The organism is Paenibacillus uliginis N3/975 (assembly GCF_900177425.1).
In the GTDB taxonomy this organism is placed as follows: Bacteria; Bacillota; Bacilli; order Paenibacillales; family Paenibacillaceae; genus Paenibacillus_AQ; species Paenibacillus_AQ uliginis.
In genome coordinates, this window is sequence record NZ_LT840184.1 from 4,373,115 (window position 1) to 4,392,647 (window position 19,533).

The 19,533-nt window shown below is 46.2% G+C and carries 18 protein-coding genes and 1 other RNA gene; 2 read left to right on the forward strand and 17 right to left on the reverse strand.

Translation table 11 applies throughout. The annotated features are described in order from the left end of the window. Positions 1 to 44 precede the first annotated feature (44 nt). Complete coding sequence (locus tag B9N86_RS20875) at positions 45 to 698, reverse strand: TerC family protein (RefSeq protein WP_208915072.1); 654 nt, start codon at positions 696 to 698, stop codon at positions 45 to 47. Between the two features lie 126 nt (positions 699 to 824). Here B9N86_RS20875 and B9N86_RS20880 point away from each other — a divergent pair, with 126 nt between their 5' ends. After that, on the forward strand, positions 825 to 1,517 hold the full coding sequence (locus B9N86_RS20880) for a TerC family protein (RefSeq protein ID WP_208915073.1): 693 nt from the start codon (positions 825 to 827) through the stop codon (positions 1,515 to 1,517). Positions 1,518 to 1,673: 156 nt separating this feature from the next. Here the strand turns inward: B9N86_RS20880 and thiI are convergent, their stop codons facing one another. The 6 genes from thiI to B9N86_RS20910 all read right to left on the reverse strand — a co-directional run bounded on the left by thiI (position 1,674) and on the right by B9N86_RS20910 (position 6,490). Then, positions 1,674 to 2,912 carry a tRNA uracil 4-sulfurtransferase ThiI gene (gene thiI / locus B9N86_RS20885; RefSeq protein ID WP_208920585.1) on the reverse strand — a complete coding sequence of 413 codons (1,239 nt, stop codon included), beginning with the start codon at positions 2,910 to 2,912 and terminating at the stop codon, positions 1,674 to 1,676. Positions 2,913 to 2,924: 12 nt separating this feature from the next. Beyond that, positions 2,925 to 4,076, reverse strand: coding sequence for a cysteine desulfurase family protein (locus tag B9N86_RS20890; protein WP_208920587.1), 1,152 nt, complete (start codon positions 4,074 to 4,076; stop codon positions 2,925 to 2,927). Between the two features lie 215 nt (positions 4,077 to 4,291). Further along, on the reverse strand, positions 4,292 to 5,020 hold the full coding sequence (locus B9N86_RS20895; RefSeq protein WP_208920589.1) for a lytic transglycosylase domain-containing protein: 729 nt from the start codon (positions 5,018 to 5,020) through the stop codon (positions 4,292 to 4,294). Between the two features lie 159 nt (positions 5,021 to 5,179). Beyond that, complete coding sequence (locus B9N86_RS20900) at positions 5,180 to 5,557, reverse strand: hypothetical protein (protein ID WP_208915074.1); 378 nt, start codon at positions 5,555 to 5,557, stop codon at positions 5,180 to 5,182. Positions 5,558 to 5,597: 40 nt separating this feature from the next. Continuing rightward, positions 5,598 to 5,825, reverse strand: a complete 228-nt coding sequence (locus B9N86_RS20905; RefSeq protein WP_208915075.1) for a DUF1540 domain-containing protein — start codon at positions 5,823 to 5,825, stop codon at positions 5,598 to 5,600. Positions 5,826 to 5,983: 158 nt separating this feature from the next. Next, the gene (locus B9N86_RS20910; RefSeq protein ID WP_208915076.1) at positions 5,984 to 6,490 is read right to left on the reverse strand and encodes a YpuI family protein; all 507 of its coding nucleotides are present in this window, start codon (positions 6,488 to 6,490) and stop codon (positions 5,984 to 5,986) included. 248 nt (positions 6,491 to 6,738) lie between these two features. Here B9N86_RS20910 and B9N86_RS20915 point away from each other — a divergent pair, with 248 nt between their 5' ends. After that, on the forward strand, positions 6,739 to 8,643 hold the full coding sequence (locus tag B9N86_RS20915) for a S8 family peptidase (protein ID WP_208915077.1): 1,905 nt from the start codon (positions 6,739 to 6,741) through the stop codon (positions 8,641 to 8,643). Between the two features lie 104 nt (positions 8,644 to 8,747). Here B9N86_RS20915 and B9N86_RS20920 read toward each other — a convergent pair whose 3' ends face one another. The 10 genes from B9N86_RS20920 to glyQ form a co-directional block, all read right to left on the reverse strand. Further along, complete coding sequence (locus B9N86_RS20920) at positions 8,748 to 9,017, reverse strand: hypothetical protein (protein WP_208915078.1); 270 nt, start codon at positions 9,015 to 9,017, stop codon at positions 8,748 to 8,750. A 246-nt stretch (positions 9,018 to 9,263) separates the two neighbouring features. Further along, an RNA gene (rnpB, locus tag B9N86_RS20925) (RNase P RNA component class A) lies at positions 9,264 to 9,667 on the reverse strand. A gap of 132 nt (positions 9,668 to 9,799) precedes the next feature. Beyond that, positions 9,800 to 10,915: a Nif3-like dinuclear metal center hexameric protein gene (locus B9N86_RS20930; protein WP_208915079.1), complete on the reverse strand. Its 1,116-nt coding sequence runs from the start codon at positions 10,913 to 10,915 to the stop codon at positions 9,800 to 9,802. Continuing rightward, on the reverse strand, positions 10,891 to 11,652 hold the full coding sequence (locus tag B9N86_RS20935) for a tRNA (adenine(22)-N(1))-methyltransferase (RefSeq protein ID WP_208915080.1): 762 nt from the start codon (positions 11,650 to 11,652) through the stop codon (positions 10,891 to 10,893). The genes B9N86_RS20930 and B9N86_RS20935 overlap by 25 nt, the downstream gene beginning before the upstream one ends. Next, positions 11,649 to 12,476 carry a hypothetical protein gene (locus tag B9N86_RS30045; protein ID WP_210190602.1) on the reverse strand — a complete coding sequence of 276 codons (828 nt, stop codon included), beginning with the start codon at positions 12,474 to 12,476 and terminating at the stop codon, positions 11,649 to 11,651. Before B9N86_RS30045 ends, B9N86_RS20935 begins: the two co-directional genes overlap by 4 nt. Positions 12,477 to 12,590: 114 nt before the next feature. Continuing rightward, positions 12,591 to 13,724 carry an RNA polymerase sigma factor RpoD gene (gene rpoD, locus B9N86_RS20945; protein WP_208915082.1) on the reverse strand — a complete coding sequence of 378 codons (1,134 nt, stop codon included), beginning with the start codon at positions 13,722 to 13,724 and terminating at the stop codon, positions 12,591 to 12,593. A gap of 41 nt (positions 13,725 to 13,765) precedes the next feature. Further along, positions 13,766 to 15,583 carry a DNA primase gene (gene dnaG, locus B9N86_RS20950; RefSeq protein ID WP_208915083.1) on the reverse strand — a complete coding sequence of 606 codons (1,818 nt, stop codon included), beginning with the start codon at positions 15,581 to 15,583 and terminating at the stop codon, positions 13,766 to 13,768. Between the two features lie 40 nt (positions 15,584 to 15,623). Beyond that, positions 15,624 to 16,097, reverse strand: a complete 474-nt coding sequence (locus B9N86_RS20955; RefSeq protein WP_208915084.1) for a YaiI/YqxD family protein — start codon at positions 16,095 to 16,097, stop codon at positions 15,624 to 15,626. A gap of 245 nt (positions 16,098 to 16,342) precedes the next feature. Beyond that, positions 16,343 to 18,418: a glycine--tRNA ligase subunit beta gene (glyS, locus tag B9N86_RS20960; RefSeq protein WP_208915085.1), complete on the reverse strand. Its 2,076-nt coding sequence runs from the start codon at positions 18,416 to 18,418 to the stop codon at positions 16,343 to 16,345. Continuing rightward, positions 18,411 to 19,298 carry a glycine--tRNA ligase subunit alpha gene (gene glyQ, locus B9N86_RS20965; protein WP_208915086.1) on the reverse strand — a complete coding sequence of 296 codons (888 nt, stop codon included), beginning with the start codon at positions 19,296 to 19,298 and terminating at the stop codon, positions 18,411 to 18,413. The genes glyS and glyQ overlap by 8 nt, the downstream gene beginning before the upstream one ends. Between the last annotated feature and the right edge of the window lie 235 nt (positions 19,299 to 19,533).

A 19,533-nucleotide genomic window follows, 5' to 3' on the forward strand; every position in this document is an offset into this window, starting at 1 on the left:
TCTCTTTGGACCTTGTGGGCATCCCCGTTCTATAACATACAGCCTTACTTTTTTAACATTTTTAATCCGCTTAAGCCTATGACCAAGAGCGCCAACATTGCAGGTAAAATGCTATGGGACTGAGGTGCCCAGTAGGCAATAAGTAGTCCAGCCTTGGAATCCTGAAGTAGCATGTCCCCTGCCGTATAAGCAAGAATTCCTGCCCCGATATACAGCAGGATCGGAAATTTCTGAAGTAACTTTGATATGATACCGCTTCCCCACACGACAATGGGGATGCTAAGCAGGATACCGATCATAATTAAAGCCAAATCACCGTTCGCAAGACCTGCTATCGCAAGAACATTATCCAGACTCATTACAAAATCCGCAATAAGAATCGTATTGATCGCTTTCCACACAGACGAAGATTCAGTGACACGGATGCCGCTATCATGCTGGTCAGCCAGCAGTTTAAATGCAATCCACAACAAAAGTAGAGCCCCTCCGGCTTGTAAATACGGTACCTTAAGAAGCAATACGGCAGCAAACGTGAGAACACACCGCAGTAACACTGCACCCAAAGTGCCGATCCATATTGCCCTTTTCTTGTGTTTCTCAGGAAGATCCTTACTCGCCATAGCAATGACCAAGGCGTTGTCACCGCTTAGCACCAGATTAATGATTAATATTTGTCCTAACAGCCATATCGTCTCCACCTGACAACCCCCCCACTTAACACATATGAGCGGTGTGTGCAGGCTATGCTTGCACGATTGAAAAAATAGGCCTATAATAAATCCACTTTGTTTAGGTGGAACCGTAACACAAGAGGAGTGACAAACATGGATACCACAACTGTGGAATTTTTCTTGGCCTTAATCAACATCGTGTTCTTAGATCTCGTCCTAGCTGGAGATAACGCCATTGTCATTGGCTTGGCTGCCCGAAATCTTCCACCGGCTACTCAAAAAAAGGCAATTATCTACGGAACTGCCGGTGCTGTTATACTCCGCATTATTGCTACCATTCTCGTAGTCTGGCTGCTTAATGTGCCATGGCTAATGCTGGTAGGAGGAATTTTGCTTATCGGAATTGCGTACAAGCTTCTGACAGATGAGAACGACCATACGGATATCAAGGCAGGGAAAAACCTGGGCGCTGCTATCCGTACAATCATCGTCGCTGACGCAGCTATGGGTTTAGATAACGTTATTGCCGTAGCAGGTGCAGCGAAACATAATACACTTCTCGTCATCATTGGTCTTCTAATCAGTGTTCCTATCGTTGTTTGGGGCAGTACGCTATTTATCAAACTGATCAACCGGTTCCCTTGGATCATCTATCTAGGAGCAGCAGTATTGGGATTCACAGCCGCCTCAATGATCACGGGCGAAAAACATTTTAAAGCGTTTTTTGAATCCCACTCCCTTGTACGTGGTCTGTTCATTGCAGCGATTATCATGGGTGTTCTGGCTGCAGGACATTTCAAAAAGAAATCTAATCGCCGTCGCCGTGAACAAACTAGTACTTCGTGAACCATAAGGTACCTCAATAAAGACAATCCGCACTTAGCGGTAGTTTTTCTTGCGAGATAAGGATGCCGTTTACTCCGAAGTTTATACTTTCTTATCTCTCAACTAAAAGGACTTCCCTACCATGGGAAGTCCTTTTGTTATATCTTGGATGCAATTCTAGAACCATTTCTCTTTAACAACATCGTCCTGAATCTCTTCAAGATTCCGGTCTAAACTCAGCTCCGGTGTTACAATAATGGTCTCCGTCTGCTCAACAGCTATCTGAATAAGTTCAGACAAGCCTGGCAAGGAACTTTCCACTTTTTCCACGATCCGAAGGTTAGGGTTCGTTGTTGGTGATTTCGGGACAAACAATGTACAGCAATCCTCGTAAGGTAAAATAGAGGTCTCATAAGTTCCGACCTGCTTGGCCAGATTCACAATATCATTCTTGTCGGTCGTTATAAGCGGACGAAGAATCGGCAGTTCAGTGGCTCTGCCAATGACATTCATGCTAGGCAGCGTCTGGCTGGCTACCTGGCCCAAGCTATCCCCCGTTACGAGAGCGAGCGCACCTTCACGTTCAGCAAGCATAGTAGCAATGCGGAGCATTGCACGGCGCATGAACGTAATAATTAAATTATCCTGACCAATGCCAGTGAAGGATGTCTGTACATCGGTAAAAGGTACAAGATGAAGCTTGATGCGGCCCGCATAACCGGACAATATTCTCGTCAGATCAATAACCTTTTCTTTGGCCAGTTGGCTCGTGTATGGATAACTGTAAAAATGCACACATTCAATTTCCAGCCCCCTCCGCATAGCAGACCAGGCGGCAACCGGACTATCGATCCCCCCCGACAGAAGCAGCATTGCCTTTCCGTTCGTCCCGAGCGGATACCCGCCGACGGCTGGAATGACCTCGTAATAAAGATAGGTTTGGTCCTCGCGGATCTCGATCTTGAGCTCAATGTGCGGATGTTTTACTTGTACTTTGAGTTGTGAGTACGTTCGAAGCAGAGGAGAACCAATCAGATGATTCATCTCTTGAGAAGAATGTGGGAAACCCTTCCATACGCGTCTCGCATTCACCTTGAACGTTGTCTCGTCCGAAAGATCAGTCTGCCCTATAAAATCAACTGCAGTCTTGACAATTTCATCAAGCTCCGGCGGACAGACTCGGACAGGACTAACAGAGACGATTCCAAAGACCTTTTTGAGCACTCCGGTTAACGCTTCAGCCGGTTCCCCGTTCAACTCCACATATATTCTTCCATACTCTCTCAAGATTTTAGCTTTAGGGTATGCCTTTAGTAATGATCTTACATGCATAAGCACAGATTTCTCAAAACGGTTGCGGTTTTTCCCCTTCAGGGTAAATTCTCCGAAACGGAGAAGCAGCATGTCATAGGTTATATTCAAATGATTTTACCCCCTCTTAGCGCTTAAAGGTCGAAGCTTATCGGCTGATTGGCGGAGAGCAATAACCAGACGATTCATATCGTCATCCGTGTGCTCCCATCCCATACTGATACGAATGCCGCTTGCGGCTATTTCCTTATCTTTGCCCATAGCTTGTAAGACCCGACTTGGTTCACTATTCCTGGATGAACATGCCGATTTGGTCGACACAAGCATTCCGAGTTCCTCCAATGTATGAACCAGCACCTCCGGCTTTAAGCCCGGGTATGAGAAATGAACAATGTGTGGGGCCCCCTTCTCACTGCTGTTCAGTACAAAGTCTGGAATACTCCGGATTTCATTCAGAAGCAGACTACGCAGCTTGCCTATTTTATCATAAAAGGTATCCTGGCGCTCTTGTGCCAGTCTCATTGCCTTCGCAACAGCTACTGCCGAAGCCACGTTTTCAGTTCCGGGTCTCTGACCATTCTCCTGGGAACCACCAGCCAACAGAGGAAACAACTTTATTCCCTGTTGTACATACAAAATCCCCGCACCCTTCGGTCCTTTGAATTTATGCGCAGATAATGTATATAAATCAACCTTCCAATCCTTTAACGAAACAGAAAGCTTACCGAAGCCCTGCACACCATCCACATGGAACAATGTCCGGCTGTTCTTTTCCTTAACCAATTTCCCGATCTCGTTCAGAGGTTGAACCGCTCCTGTCTCATTATTCACATGCATTATGCTTACCAATACGGTATCTTTTCTGATCACAGATGCAACCTGAAGCGGATCGACTACCCCATACTCGTCTACAGGAATATATGTAATTTCCCACCCTAAACTTTCGAGCTGCCTGCAGCATTCATAAACCGACGGATGCTCCGTTTTCGTTGTAATTATATGCTGTCCCCGGGAGCGGTAGTGCATCGCTACTCCCTTAATGGCTATATTATTTCCCTCAGTCGCTCCTGAAGTAAACACAATCTCGGACGACTGTACACCAAGCGTTCCTGCACATACTTCTCTGGCCCGCTTCAGCAGCTTAGCAGCATCCTCGCCAGCCTGATGAAGAGCTGATGGATTACCATAATGCTGATTCATGATCTCTGCCATTGTCTCCACAACCTCCTTGTAAGGTGGGGTTGTGGCCGCATGATCCCAATATAACATCATTCAGTCTCCTTCCTGTTATCACAAGAAGAAACGCCTGCGACATCCTACATGAGGATGAAGAGCGTTCCTTCGAGAGATATTAGATTATTTATACGCGAAATATATAAATTCCAATATTTGCACAAAAAGATCAAACGGTATAGCCGGCCATGGCCTGTGGCCCGCCGTTTACTCCCGTTTGATCCTTTCCATCGCCGTATATATATCAGAGGCTATACCTCATATTTCGTACGTGCATTCATTACCTTACGAATATATGCCTGTGTCTCCGAAGGAAGTTGATGTGCTTGAGCAATAAGCTCTGCATCACTGGATACACCCAAACGTGTAACACGGGAAGGACCCGCATTATAGGCAGCCAAAGCCATGGCAATTTCCCCGCCAAACTTCTGCAGTTGATACGATAAATATTTGGCCCCGCCGTCAATATTCTGAGCCGGGTCAAAAGAATTGCTAACACCGAGTCCACGGGCTGTACCATCCATCAGCTGCATCAAGCCTTTCGCTCCCGCGGATGATACTGCGTTCGGATTAAACGACGATTCCGTATCGATGACCGCTTTGATCAGGGATGTCGGTACTCCGTATTTTTCCCCAGCCGCGGTAATTAATTCCTCGAAGCTTGTTTTTACTATAGAATCCTCACGAAGATCTGCAGCTGTTACCGATGAAGAACCGGTTACCTGTTCAGCAGCCTCACCTTGGTATTCCACTGTTCCAAGTTGCTGCCACAACAAGCCGTCCTCCCATGTAACCCCCGGGCCCAATTTAACAGTCGTCCCTGAAGAAACAGGAGCACCGCTCATCGCGCTGCTTAGTACAGATCCAAAGTCCGTGCTGTTCTCCGTTACTCCCAAACTCTCCGTCAGGCCAACAGAACCGCTTGTCATGGAACGCTGAAGCTCTACCATACTTCTTGACGTTGCCAGATCAATCTGCATTTTATTCATCACATCTTCCTCTTAGGTTTCAATTTCCATTTTACATCCTTTTGGGACAATCTGCTATACCCTTTCGACAAAAAAACAGACAACCCGCCCTTCAAAATAGCGAATTGTCTGTTTATTTGTTCAGGAATATCCTGATAAACATATTTCGTACTACCTCGCAAACGGGATAAGAACAAAATAGCTAATGGTTGCCAAAATACCGAGAACCATCGACCACGCTCCGAGCGTTTTCCTGTCTTGAGAATAGGCATAGAAACCAATAACAGCTGCAATTGGCCCTAAAATCACAGACCACATAAATAACGAAGCAATGCCAATTCCCAATCCTACATATCCTGCTATGCGGCCTGTCGCACCGTCATCAACTTCACTCTCCACGCTTCTGCTGTTTTGAACACTTGTCCCGACAGGAGGAGCCACCTCAGCTGCATATTCTTCCTGATGATCTTTGCGGGGGTAATCCACACGGCTGCGTTTAGAGTCAACGATCTTGAAATTGTTTTTCTTGCGTTTTTTGTCTTTACTCAATGCTGTCACCTCCCTGTTGTTAAAAGACGGTTAAGCGTTATTATGCTTTTTTCGGTTTAAACGTCAAACAGCAAGTTCCAGAAGAAGTGCCGGCAGTATCTTGATGATTGTTGACAAAGTCCTCATCGGCAAACTCATCACCCAGATGCACGTTAGCATGACGATCAATCTCAATCATGATCATTTCGGCACGGCACACATTTTGTTCGCCCCAATAGCTGCAATTGCTCACACTGCATTTGACATATGGTTTGGCTTCATTGGCCATTTAGAATCACCTCGTACACATTTTCTCCGTATATGACAAGGTGTATTCACTCAAAGAACTGTCAGTTGGTGTTAAGACGTACAAAAAAAGAGATGACCATATAGGTAGGTATCTCTTCACGTGACCTTCAAATTATATAAAGTGATTAATTTTAACAATTAAGCGTGCTTTCTTTCTGCCTGCATTCGGCGTTCGGTGAGATAATCACTTTCATAGTAGTTGAGATCATCCCGGAGTTCTTCATAAATTTTCGTAATATCCATGATGACGTCTCTTGCCGGACGAATGGGCTTCTTACGAAACCGTATTGCGTCCTGGCCAGTGTATGCATAGCGGCCATCCTCGGAATAGCTTTCATTTTTAGGGTAAAAGAAACTGTTTACACAGCGATGATATACATGATACAACTCCTTCTCGGCAAACTCAGCATCAAAATTAGGACGACGCTGAACAATACCGAGTTTCTCGAAGGAAACCTCCGAAAACGTAAGCAAATGGCGAAGATCAGAAAGAAATCCTTTGTAAAAATGATTAGTCTCTTCATCCTGTTCTGCAACTAATTGAGGCAAGGCGTATTCATTCAAAAACGTTTCCATGATGCTTATAGCGGATTTGAGCTTCTCCCTTGTCTCCGCGCACAGATTCTGAAGATTGTCTGCTGGCATTACGGTTGCTCCCCCTTAAAATGGTTACTGACCGTCCAAGCATATGCCTGCGGTCAATGATTATGTACTATCCTACCATAAAAAACTTCTTTAAGAAATCCCTATAATGAATACACTTTCAAGGGTTTTTATAGGATATTTTTCTTCAGAATCAGCATGTTTTCCAATACTCCAATCAAGACGCATAAAATACGCCTTCTCTCCCAACGCTAAAGAAAAATTAATGTTCATCAGTAAGGAGAATGAATATGAATTCACGCCGCCTATGGAGTTTATTGGGGACTGCTGCGATCCTGGGTCTGTTCGTCGTCTTTTTGCTGATACCTGACCCTAATCTCCCGGAGCAAGCTTCTGGAATCCAAAACAAGCCGTTACCATCCAAGGAAGAGAAACGGTTTAAATTAACAGCTATAGAGGGTGACCTTAATACTACCGATCGTTTAAGCCGAATGGATGCAAAGCAGCACCTGCAGGCTATGTTAAAGCAGGAGAAGCCGCATAATCCGCAGCAAATAAAGCAATTTGTACAGAAGCATCAGCGTACACACAACCATTGTGAAAATTTTGTATGGTATGACCTGAAAAACCGAAAGAAAACCGAAGTGAACGGTAAGACCCGAAACTGGAGTACCAAAGACAAACGCCAATTGGAGCAGCATCTACGACAAGCCGAGCAAAATCTTCAACGTGGAAAAGGGTATGAATCTCCAAAATTTACTATGGCGGGTGAGCCGTTCTGTATTATTGCAGAGCCTTCAACCGATCATAAATACGGTGCCGCCGCTCTAATCAACATGAAAGTGCTGATGCATGTATCAGACCATCAAAAGAAAAATTTGCGTTTGATTCCTTATCCAAAAGAAGGAAAGTTTAGAGTTGAGTCCGTTCACACGGATACACTCCGGGATATTACGGTCAAGACCGGGCATGACAACGAAAAAGCGAGTCATTTCTACGAGAATGAAATTGTAATCCGATTCCAGCAAGAACCAACGGATCTGGAACTGAAACAAATCGCCAAGGAGATATCAGGCGGTACTCACCGTAAACTTGGCTATGCCTATATTTTTCGATCCGATCGACTGGATTACAAAGCTCTTCACACTTATTTCACTGAAAAATGGAGCCCTAAATACGCGGAGCCACATTACGTATATTTAACGAACGACAAAACTCCTGATGACCCGACACTCGAAAAGGCTAATATTCCTAACGACTTACTCTTTTCCCAGTATCAATGGAACCTCCCTGCTATCGAAACAAATCGGGGCTGGAACTTGTCCAAAGGAAGTAAGGACGTCATTATTGCCGTGGTTGATACGGGTGCAGACCTTAACCATACGGATTTAAACGGTCAATTCGTATCAGGCTATAACGTTGTAAATCCAGAGAAGAAGCCTACCGATGATGTGGGGCACGGCACACATGTAGCCGGTATTATCGGTGCTCTGGTAAATAACGGAGAAGGTGTTGCTGGTATGAGCTGGTATAACAAAATCATGCCTGTAAAGGCGCTGGACGCCAGCGGATCAGGCACAACCTACGCTGTTGCTGAAGGTATTATATGGGCAACAGATCACGGCGCCAAAGTAATTAACATGAGCCTCGGTAATTATGCCGATTCACAATTTCTACATGATGCGATTAAATATGCCTATGACCGTGACGTTCTGCTTGTAGCCGCTTCGGGAAATGACAATACGGAACGTCCAGGTTACCCGGCAGCTTACCCTGAAGTGCTTGCAGTTGGAGCCACCAATCAGGATATGAGCCGTGCCGAGTATTCGAACTATGGGGATTATATCGACGTCACTGCGCCTGGTACAAATATTGCCAGCACCTATCCTGGCAATCAGTACGCAGCTTTATCCGGTACATCTATGGCAAGTCCGCATGTGGCTGCGATGGCGGGACTCATCCGTTCCATGAATCCTGATCTGACCAATAGGGAAGTGATGGATCTCATGATTTCTCAAGCCATTGATCTTGGTGATAAAGGAAAGGACAAGTACTACGGTAACGGCCAAGTTGATGTTTTCCGATCACTGCAGGCTGCTGGCAATCAGAGTATGCCTTTACAGCTGTGGCCGCAACATGTCCTCCAGAGGCTGCAAGAAGAGCTTCACAGGTTGAGTTCAAACGATAACAAGTAAAATAAAGCAGCTTTCCGCCTTAAGGGGAAGCTGCTTTATTAAATTTTTCTTAGAAACGAACTTTTTGAAGGTCTCTATGCCACTTTAATCCAGTAAAAAAATATTTATTTCTTGTGCCGGGCTCGCGAAACTCGAGCGGAACGTTTCTTTGACGATTTGCCGGAAACGGTTACGCCCCCCACTTCTTCATTCTCCCTGGAGTACGTCCAAACATGATGTTGTACAGGAACACAATGCACCTTATCTACAACTTTAATCGGATGAATGACAGGTACGATTTGTGGTACAAAATGATCTTTAACAATTATGATTGGCTCACATATGATTGGAGACACCGGTGGACAAACGCTTGGGCAAATATTTTCACAAGACATTGCTAGCCACTCCTTTCCGTTGATGATAACAGCTTATTACTCAGAGGCCTAATTGGTATGGACGTCTGTCCGTTAAAGACATTTATAATATAAAAATGAACGTTTGCCCGGGGTACAGGCCGTGCCACCCATGAATAGCATCACGAAAAAACGCGTACCCTCCCGGCAGATCTGAAAAGATCATCCGGAAAAATACGCGTTATAATCATGCATATACCTGGGTGAAACTATAATAATTGTTGCAGTTGGGAAAGCTTACCATAAGCCGGGTTCTGTGCTCTTCGTGGTCATAACGGGAACTACCCTGCCACCATAAGCGACAATCATCTATCTAGGCCGGTCATTACTGAACGGCTCCAGCGACCAACCTGGACGCGCCTCGGGCTAAGGCTGCTTCCTCGAAAGAAGCTACGTCCCATTAGGTCTTGCTCCAAGTGGGGTTTACCAGGAACGAAGTCACCAGCGTTCCTCGGGGTCTCTTACACCTCGGTTCCATCCTTGCCTGTGCCGCGCAAAGCGGCCATCGGCGGTCCATTTCTGTGGCACTATCCTTCAACTCGCGCTGACTGGACGTTATCCAGCACCCTGCCCTATGGAGCCCGGACTTTCCTCTCGCGGCTCTCACCGCCAGCGATTGTCTGTTAAACTTTCCGGACAACACTTGATAGTATACAAGGTATTCGGAGCGGATACAACCCATAATCGTTAGCATTTCAAGAGGATTGTTCCATTAATGTTGTTAAATCATGACTTTCCACCGCTCTAACCCAGCAATTTCAAGCCTAAATAAAGCGGAAAGGCTCTGTGTTAATGCTTGAAGCTACCACCCGGGTATCATAACGATTTTCTTGTAGCTTGCTCTCCATCCATTCCGTTACTTTCAACTTCATAATCTTCTCAGCGTTGTGACCCGGATCAATAATGGCGAGGCCGGCTGCTAAAGCGTCTTGAGCTGTATGGTAATCCACATCTCCTGTTATCAGTACTTCCGCTCCCTTAAACAACACACTATTCATAAAGCTGCCACCAGATCCGCCTATGACAGCAGCCTTTTTGATAATACGGTTAAGATCGCCGACAACACGTACATGCGGTACATCCAGTTTTTCTTTAACGATGTCCACCATTGCAGCAAGTGTTACCGGTTGACTCAGCTTTCCAACCCGGCCCAAGCCGAAGGAACGGCCTTTCAGATCCATCGGATATAAATCATAAGCCACTTCCTCATAAGGATGGGCTTTGAGCATCGCTTGTACCACCTTGTTACGGATGTTTAACGGGACAATCGTTTCGAGACGGACTTCATTCACTCGCTCCATTTGACCCTGCTTGCCTATAAATGGATCCGTTCCTTCTCTAGGAATAAAGGTACCGAAGCCTTCAATGTTAAAACTACAGTGACTGTAATTGCCGATCCAGCCGGCACCAGCGTTCAATACCGCATCCAGTACTTCTTGATGGTGGCTCTTCGGCACAAATACAACCAGCTTGGATAACTGCTCTGTATGAACATCATGAATCGGCAGTGTATTTTCCATACCCAGCGCCTCAGCCATCCAATCGTTCATTCCGCCTTCCGTCACGTCCAGGTTAGTATGGCTTATGTATACAGCAATATCATGCTTAATCAGCTTCTCGTATACCTTGCCCATCGGCGTGTCTGTTTGCAGCTGCTTCAATGGACGGTAAATAATCGCATGGTGGGCAATAATTAGATCTGCCCCCAGTTCGATAGCTTCTTCCACCACTTCTTCATTCACATCCAGTGCGACCAGTACTGTCTTGATTTCCTTCTGTAAAGTACCGAGCTGCAGTCCGATCCGGTCGTCCGGCATGGCCACATGCTTCGGAGCCAGCTGTTCCATGTATTGTATTACAGTTTGTCCTTTGGCAAACATGCCAGCACCTCCTGAATATACTTGATATCTGCTTTGATTTCTTCCGATTTCTCCTCTGCTGAGGCTAGTTCGGATTTCGATAAGGAACGGAGGATACTGTTCAGCTTATCTACCTCTGATCTCCATTTGGCATGAAACACAGAAGTTGGCCGCTGTATTAGCCACGGTCCTAACCGAAGCAGCCATTTCGGTGAAAGAACAACTCCATCGAGACTGCGCTCCTTATATAGTGTCTCATTCGTAATATCGAGGTCAGACTGTCCTTCAGGTATGGCGATCAACACCTCGTAAATCTTACCGTCTTCTTCCAAAATATACTCATTAATCAGCAACCAGCCATGCTCCAGCAGCCACTTGCGAAGTGTATCTTCACCTACATTCGGCTGAAGCACCAGTCTGCTGACACTGCTGAGCTTGTCCATCCCACGGTCAAGAATGGAGGCAATTAGCCCTCCGCCCATGCCGGCAATGGTTATCACATCCACTTCACCGGGTTCCAATACTTCAAGGCCGTCTCCACGGCGTACGGTGATCGTCTCCGTTAACCCAGCCTCTCTTACCTGTTTGACAGCCGCCTGATAAGGCCCTGCATTCACTTCTCCTGCTACAGCTGAGACGCAGATCCCAGACTGAACGGCCGCTGTTGGTAGAAGGGCATGATCGGAGCCGATATCCGCAAGGCGGCTTCTAGGAGGAATATGATCCAATATTAACTGTAATCGATTCGATAATTTCATGATGACACCCACACAATCCATTTTTTTCGTAATACATAAAACAACACGAGCGCTATCAAAGCCTTAATCAGTATTCCAAATAGCTGATCCTGCGGTGTCTCCCCTCTCAAGAAGATCACATCAGCCTGAGGCATAAACCACAAAGTTACTCCTACTGCAAACAACACCGGTGACAGGCGTTTGAACTTATCATGCAACAACCAGCTCAACCCAATTCCTAGCGCACTCAGAGGCAACCATCGAAGCTCAACCTCTATCCAGGAAATCTCGGGAGAAATAAAGGCGGATAGCTTGGCATACAGAGCTGCCCAGCCCAAAAATCCGCAATACTGAAGCAAACTCATGTTCAACCAATACCCTACCAAACACCATGTCAAACTGCAAATGAATATCAGGAAAGGTACCCAAAATTGGTCATTAACTCCTTGTATATGTATGACAGCCGCTCCCATTGCAAGCATCAGGAGACTTCCAGCGGCAGCGCACATATGTCCCCACGAAGTATGCCCGTGTTTCCTAAACACTCCAGCAATTCCATAACAGAATGTTGTGACAAAAAAGATGGAAGCAATTTGCAATGACCAGGGAAAAGAGCTAAAATAAAGACCAATAAAACAAATGAAGGAAATAATCCCAAAACAAAGAAACCATAATTTCAAGTTTCCCATTTTGAAATACTCGAATAGTGATCTGTTTTTTCGGCTATTATCCTGCTGATCACTATATAGGTTTCCCAAAAAATCACAGTACTGTTCCGGAAGCAATCTACCTCTTCTCCAGTGGGCGATTTCATCCAGAATGATTTTTTTCTTATCCTGCTGCACGACAGTTCCCTCTTTCCTGATCCGAGCTGGCTTCCATATTAGACGCGCCTTTCGTTTTAGGCTAAGAAAAAGGACCTTACTGCTATAATTTGCAGAAGGTCCCATGACTTACTTCTATTCCAGAAAATCTTTTAGACGCTTGCTGCGGCTCGGATGACGGAGTTTACGAAGCGCTTTGGCCTCAATCTGACGTATCCGTTCACGAGTAACACCAAATACTTTGCCGACTTCCTCAAGTGTTCTTGTCCGTCCGTCATCAAGTCCAAAACGAAGACGAAGCACATTTTCCTCACGTTCTGTGAGTGTATCCAGCACATCTTCCAGCTGCTCTTTTAGCAGTTCGTAAGCTGCCGCATCGGCAGGTGCCAGGGCTTCCTGATCTTCGATAAAGTCTCCCAAATGGGAATCGTCCTCTTCACCGATTGGTGTTTCTAAGGAAACTGGTTCCTGTGCAATTTTCATAATCTCGCGGACTTTCTCAACGCTTAGTTCCATCTCGGCTGCAATTTCTTCAGGAGACGGTTCACGTCCGAGCTCTTGCAATAGCTGCCTGGATACTCTGATCAATTTGTTGATTGTCTCTACCATGTGAACAGGAATCCGAATTGTACGGGCTTGGTCAGCGATCGCACGCGTAATGGCCTGACGAATCCACCATGTAGCATACGTGCTGAATTTATAACCCTTTTTGTGGTCGAATTTCTCGACGGCTTTGATCAGTCCCATATTGCCCTCTTGAATCAAATCCAGGAACAGCATTCCACGGCCGACATAGCGCTTGGCGATACTTACTACGAGACGGAGGTTAGCTTCAGCGAGACGCCGCTTCGCTTCTTCATCCCCATTCTCAATCCGTTTTGCCAATTCCACTTCATCATCTGCAGACAACAATGGTACGCGTCCGATCTCCTTCAAATACATACGTACAGGGTCGTTGATTTTGATACCTGGAGGCAGAGACAAGTCGTCATCAAATCCGCCGAAGTCGTCGTTATTGTTCTCATCTTGATCTTCAGATTGGCGGTGACTGCTTTCCTCATCACTCTCGTTATTTACCTCAATCCCCAAATCGCCGAGTTGCTCGTAGAATTCCTCCATTTGCTCGGGATCCTGATCAAAAGGAGACAATTTCTCCATAATATCTTTGTAGCTCAGTACGGATCTCTTTTTACCCTGTTCAATCAACTGATCCTTTACTTGATCCAGTGTAAATTCCGTTTCTAGTTCAGTATGCTGATCATTCGCCATCTTTCGACTCCCTCCTCCCTAGAAACATTCAAGCTGGGCCGTCATTGTCTCTCTAGGGCAATAATCTCACTTGCAATTTGCGCGGCACGCATAAAATCACCGGAGCGTTCCGCCTTCATCATTTCTTCCTTTTTCTGATCAATCTGTTTCTGCTTAGGATATTTTAGTACTTCACGTATGCAATCATCGAGTACTTGAATATTCCAATCCGTAGGATTATCCATCATGGAAATAGAGCTAACCGCCATCTCAAGCCGATCATCATGAAGCGATGACATGAACCGGCTGATATCCGGTGGTTTGTCCTGTGCGTAATAAGCATATAGATAAGCAGCAATCGCTGCATGATCATTAATATTAAACGCTTCTCCAAGATTATCCCCCACATAACGGGCTGCCTCAGCATCCTGAAGCATCAGAGACAACAACCGCCGTTCTGCAGCATGATACGCCGGCAGTAGCGTTGGAGCGGAAATCTGCCCTTTTTTATGCCTACCATTATTCCACCTTTTTTCCTTATTATCCCCACTGTCCATCTTTTTTTGTAATGATTGTCTCAACAGATTGCAATCCTGCTTGAGACTTTCATAAGAAAGGTTAAGTTCTGAAGATAACTCCCTCAAATAAACTTCGCGTTCGGTTGAAGAACTCAGGACGGCAATGATCGGAAGTGCTTCCTTCGCATACGATATCTTGCCTTCTTCTTCTAGCAGTATATGGTTTTTTTTCAGATATATAAGTTTAAATTTCGTGGTCGAAACGGCTGACTCCACCACATGTCTGAACCGCTCCGCACCATACTTGCGGAAGTAGTCATCTGGATCCAATCCGTCACTCATAACCGAAATTCTTACTCTGAGGCCGGCATTTTCAAGCAGTGGTATGACTTTCATTGCAGCAGCCAACCCGGCTTTATCTCCGTCATAAGTTACAACGACTTCATCTGCCATGGACTTCATAAGTGCTGTCTGGTTCTCTGTCAGAGAAGTCCCCATCGTTGCCACCACATTGTGAAAACCCGCTTCCCAGGTAGATATAACGTCGCCGTAGCCTTCGCATAATACGAGCTGACGCAATTTGCGTATGGACGTCTTGGCCTGGTTCAAGTTATACAAAGTGCGGCTCTTGTTAAATAACAAGCTCTCCGGGGAATTCAGGTACTTAGGCTGTCCCTCCCCTAAAATCCGGCCGGCAAAAGCAATCACTCTGCCATTCCGGTCATGTATCGGGAACATTACCCTTCCTCTGAATTTATCCAGGTAACCCTCACTCTCATGTCTTGCGGACAGCAGCCCGCCTTTCTCCATCTCTTTCAAATCAAAGGTTCGCTTACTCAAAAATTGAACCAGTGTGTCCCACCGGTCGGGTGCAAAACCAATTTGAAATTGATCTATAATTTTGTCATTCATACCGCGTGAGCGTAAGTAAGCCATTGCTTCCTTGCCGTGCTCTGTATTTTTCAAAAGAAAATGATACAGCTTGGCAGTCAGCTCATAAGCCTCATATAAACGCTCCTTCTCCGGATTGCGCGGGATGACTGGACCGCCCTGACCTTCCGGTAAGGCGATGTCGTTCTCTTCTGCCATGGTCTTTACAGCTTCGGGAAAGGAAAATCCTTCGATTTCCATTCTAAATTTAATGGCATTACCGCCTTTGCCGCAGCCATAGCAGTAAAAGATTTGGCGCTCCGGTGTAACCGTAAAGGAAGGGGTCTTCTCCGAATGGAAGGGGCATAGACCCTTCATATATTTCCCCTGTTTGGTAAGATGCACGTACTTGCTGACCGTGTCGACAATATCGCTTTGGGCTAGTACTGCCTCGATGACCTCATCCGATATATTTCCTAGACCGGTACTCATCCCAACCACCTTCATCTCTTTAGCACGTAAATAGTATTCGCTATAAGCGATCGTTCTCCTGCAATTTCTGCAAAAGTTTTGTCAGTTTATGTTGAAAAATTCTCCGATCCTCATCCATCATTTTCCTAGGGCCTTTGCCGTAATGCCCTGCTTTTCTCGCCTTGGCTTGATGATGCCTGGAATCAAGCAAAAAATCGATATCCTGGTCACTGAATATCCGTCCCCGAAACGACAGTACTTGGCAGGATTTTGATAAGGCCAGTGCAGCCAATCCATAATCCTGCGTAACGACAATATCACCGCGCGCTATGTGATTGGCAATGTACAAGTCGGCACTCTGATCACTGCGATCGACCTGAATGATCTGGATCCCCTCCTCTTCACGGAGCAGATGATCGTAGGAGGATACCAGCAGGACAGGAACATGGAACGCTCTGGCTGTCTCGGCGATCTCTTTCTTAACAGGACAGGCATCGCCATCTACAACGATGTGTATTGGACGTGTTAACGTCATAGGGCACCACCGGATTTCGAATTAATAATATCGCTATATATATTATATACGTCTTATAAGGATTAAAATCCTTCTTCTTGAACTCCATATGAGGTAATCCTCTTTTTTCCAATGGGGCCAAGGAATAACGAAAGCGGCCGCCTTTTCATAAAGGCCCCGCTTTCGTCAATTAACACATTCAATCTTCAGTTCTGCTCCATTAGCTATTACTGGAAATCAAGCAAGACTTACCAGTCACGCTGCAACTACCACACCAGTTTGGAAAAGTCTGCATAACGCTTCAAATCACTGTCTATACTGGACAGAAGTGCCAAGCGGTTTGCCTTCACTGCTTCATCCTCGGCCATAACCATAACGGAATCAAAGAATCCAGTGATTCGTTCCTTAAGTCCGCTGAGGAGGGACAAGGCACGTTCACCGTTGGACTCTGTCATAGCGACCTCATATGGCTGACGAATTGCCAGCCATGCCTCGTGAAGCTTGCTCTCTTCTGCTTCTGAGAACAAACCTGGATTAACGGCAATTTTTCCAGCTTTAGCAGCCAAATTGCTTACTCGGTTAAAGGATTCCACAATGGTTTTGAAATCGTCTGCACCATTGACTGCATCCATAAGTGCGTTCCCCCGTGATACAACCGAAACGACATTATCAAATCCCGCCGAGATAACGGCATCCACGACATCATATCTTTGTTCCTCAGACAAAAGCTTCTTAACACGCAGATTGAAGAATTCATAAAGATCTTTACGTATTTCATCGCCTGAGCGTTTAAGCACACGAATATCTTCATGGACAGATAGGGCAATTCCAAACACATCGGACAACGTAACAGGCAGTTTGTGCTCAAGAATAATCTGTACAATTCCCTGTGCTTGACGGCGCAGAGCATACGGATCTTGAGAACCTGTAGGAATGATACCTATCGAGAAGCAGCCTACAATCGTATCGATTTTATCGGCAATGCTAATGATCGATCCTACGTGAGTGGAAGGCACAGCGTCTCCTGCAAAACGTGGTTGATAATGCTCGAACACAGCTTTTGCTACGCTCTCCTTCTCTCCAGCTTTACGCGCATAGTCTTCACCCATAACACCTTGGAGTTCAGGAAACTCATAAACCATCTGGGTGACCAGATCAAATTTACAAATATCTGCAGCACGGCTGACGGAGTCGGCTGCCTCTGCAGGTACAGCCAATTTTACAGCAAGGCTGTCGGCTATGCGGCGGATCCGGCGGACTTTATCACCGATCGTTCCCAGCTCCTCATGGAACACGATGCTTTCAAGCTTCGAGAGAGCTTCCTTAATTTGCAGCTTCTGATCCTCTTCGTAGAAAAACTTGGCGTCAGACAAGCGGGCACGTAGTACTTTTTCATTCCCCTTGGCAATAACGTCAAGGGAACGGCTGTCTCCGCTGCGTACTGTGACAAAGTACGGAAGCAGCTGGCCTTGTTTATTTAGAACAGGGAAGTAACGCTGATGCTCGCGCATGGACGTAATGAGAACATCCTGCGGAATTTGAAGGAACGATGGATCGAAAGTACCGAACAGTACCGTCGGCGTTTCAACCAAGAACAGGACTTCCTCCAGCAGATCTTCCTTTACGGCTATATTCCAATCTTTTTCCTGAGCGAGAGCGTTGATTTGGGATACGATCATCTCTTGACGTTCCTTTACATCAACGATGACATGTTGACCTCTAAGCACATCCACATAAGCCGAAGCTTCCGGAATGACGGCTTCGCCGCCAAGGAACCGGTGACCTCTCGTTACATTGCCGGACTTTACTCCCGTAATCTCCATGTCGATCACATCAGAACCGAGCAGCGCGACGATCCACTTGATGGGACGGACGAATTTGAATTCATATTGGCCCCATCTCATGTTCTTAGGGAATGTCATCGAGGTGAGAATGCCGTTCAATCCTTCAGCCAAAATCTCAAGGGTCTCCACACCGATGCTGTTCTTCGTTACGTAGATATACTCAACGCCTCCCAGCTCTTTAAACGTAAAGCTGTCGGGTTCAACACCCTGGCTGCGCGCAAAACCAAGCGCCGCTTTGCTCCAATTTCCGTTCTCATCCAGCGCAATCTTACGCGAAGGTCCTTTGACTTCCTCACTAACGTCCGTCTGTTTCTCCGCTACATCCTTTACAAGCACAGCCAGTCGGCGCGGCGTCGCATACGACTTTACTTCACCGTGTGCAACCCGGGATGCTTCCAACCACTTGACTGTTCTTTCTTCCAGTTGCTCCATGGCCGTACGTAGAAAACGCGCAGGTACTTCTTCCAGTCCGATTTCAAACAATAAATCCTTAGCCACGATCAGCGCCTCCTTTCTTGATCAGCGGGAATCCAAGCTTTTCACGTTCCTCCAAATAAGTAGCTGCCACTTGGCGGGCCAGATTGCGGACACGCATAATGTAACCCGTTCTCTCCGTCACACTGATCGCGCCACGGGCATCAAGCAGGTTGAACGTATGAGAGCATTTCAGAACATAGTCGTATGCCGGAAACACCAAATGCTGGCTCATCGCCTTGTTGGCCTCTTCCTCATACATGTTAAACAGCGTGAACAGCATCTTCACATCGGATACCTCAAAAGTATACTTAGAATGCTCAAATTCCGGCTGCTTGAACACGTCACCATACGTAATTCCGTCAACCCATTCCAGATCAAACACATTTTCTTTGTCCTGGATATAGGAGGCCAAGCGTTCCATACCGTAAGTGATTTCGACAGCTACCGGGTTCGCGTCTATGCCTCCGACCTGTTGGAAGTACGTAAATTGTGTAATTTCCATACCATCAAGCCACACTTCCCAGCCAAGCCCCCAAGCACCCAACGTTGGCGCTTCCCAGTTATCCTCTACAAAGCGGATATCATGATCCAGCGGTTCAATACCGAGACGCTTCAAACTTTCCAGGTAGAGTTCCTGGATATTGTCCGGAGACGGCTTGATAATGACCTGGAACTGATGATGCTGGTACAACCGGTTTGGATTTTCTCCGTATCGTCCATCCGCCGGGCGGCGGGAAGGCTCCACATAAGCTACATTCCACGGCTCCGGTCCAATTGATCGCAGGTAGGTCATCGGATTCATGGTTCCTGCACCTTTTTCCGTGTCGTACGGTTGTACGATAATACAATTCTGTTCCGCCCAAAATTGCTGCAGCGTCAAAATCATTTGCTGAAAATTCATGACTTTTAGCTCCTTCACACCGTTTTTAAATCCTATTTCGTCTCTGTACTCGCTCTGCACAACAAAAAGCTCTCGCCCTATGTCTGTTGTACAGACATAGGGACGAGAGCTGTAGCTTCCCGCGGTTCCACCCTACTTGGTCCCAAAAAGGACCCACTTTATCACGTGCAGCATGCTCCCGGACGCCATGTTCATGGATTTCTTCCGCCGGACTCCCACTATCACCGGCTCGCTG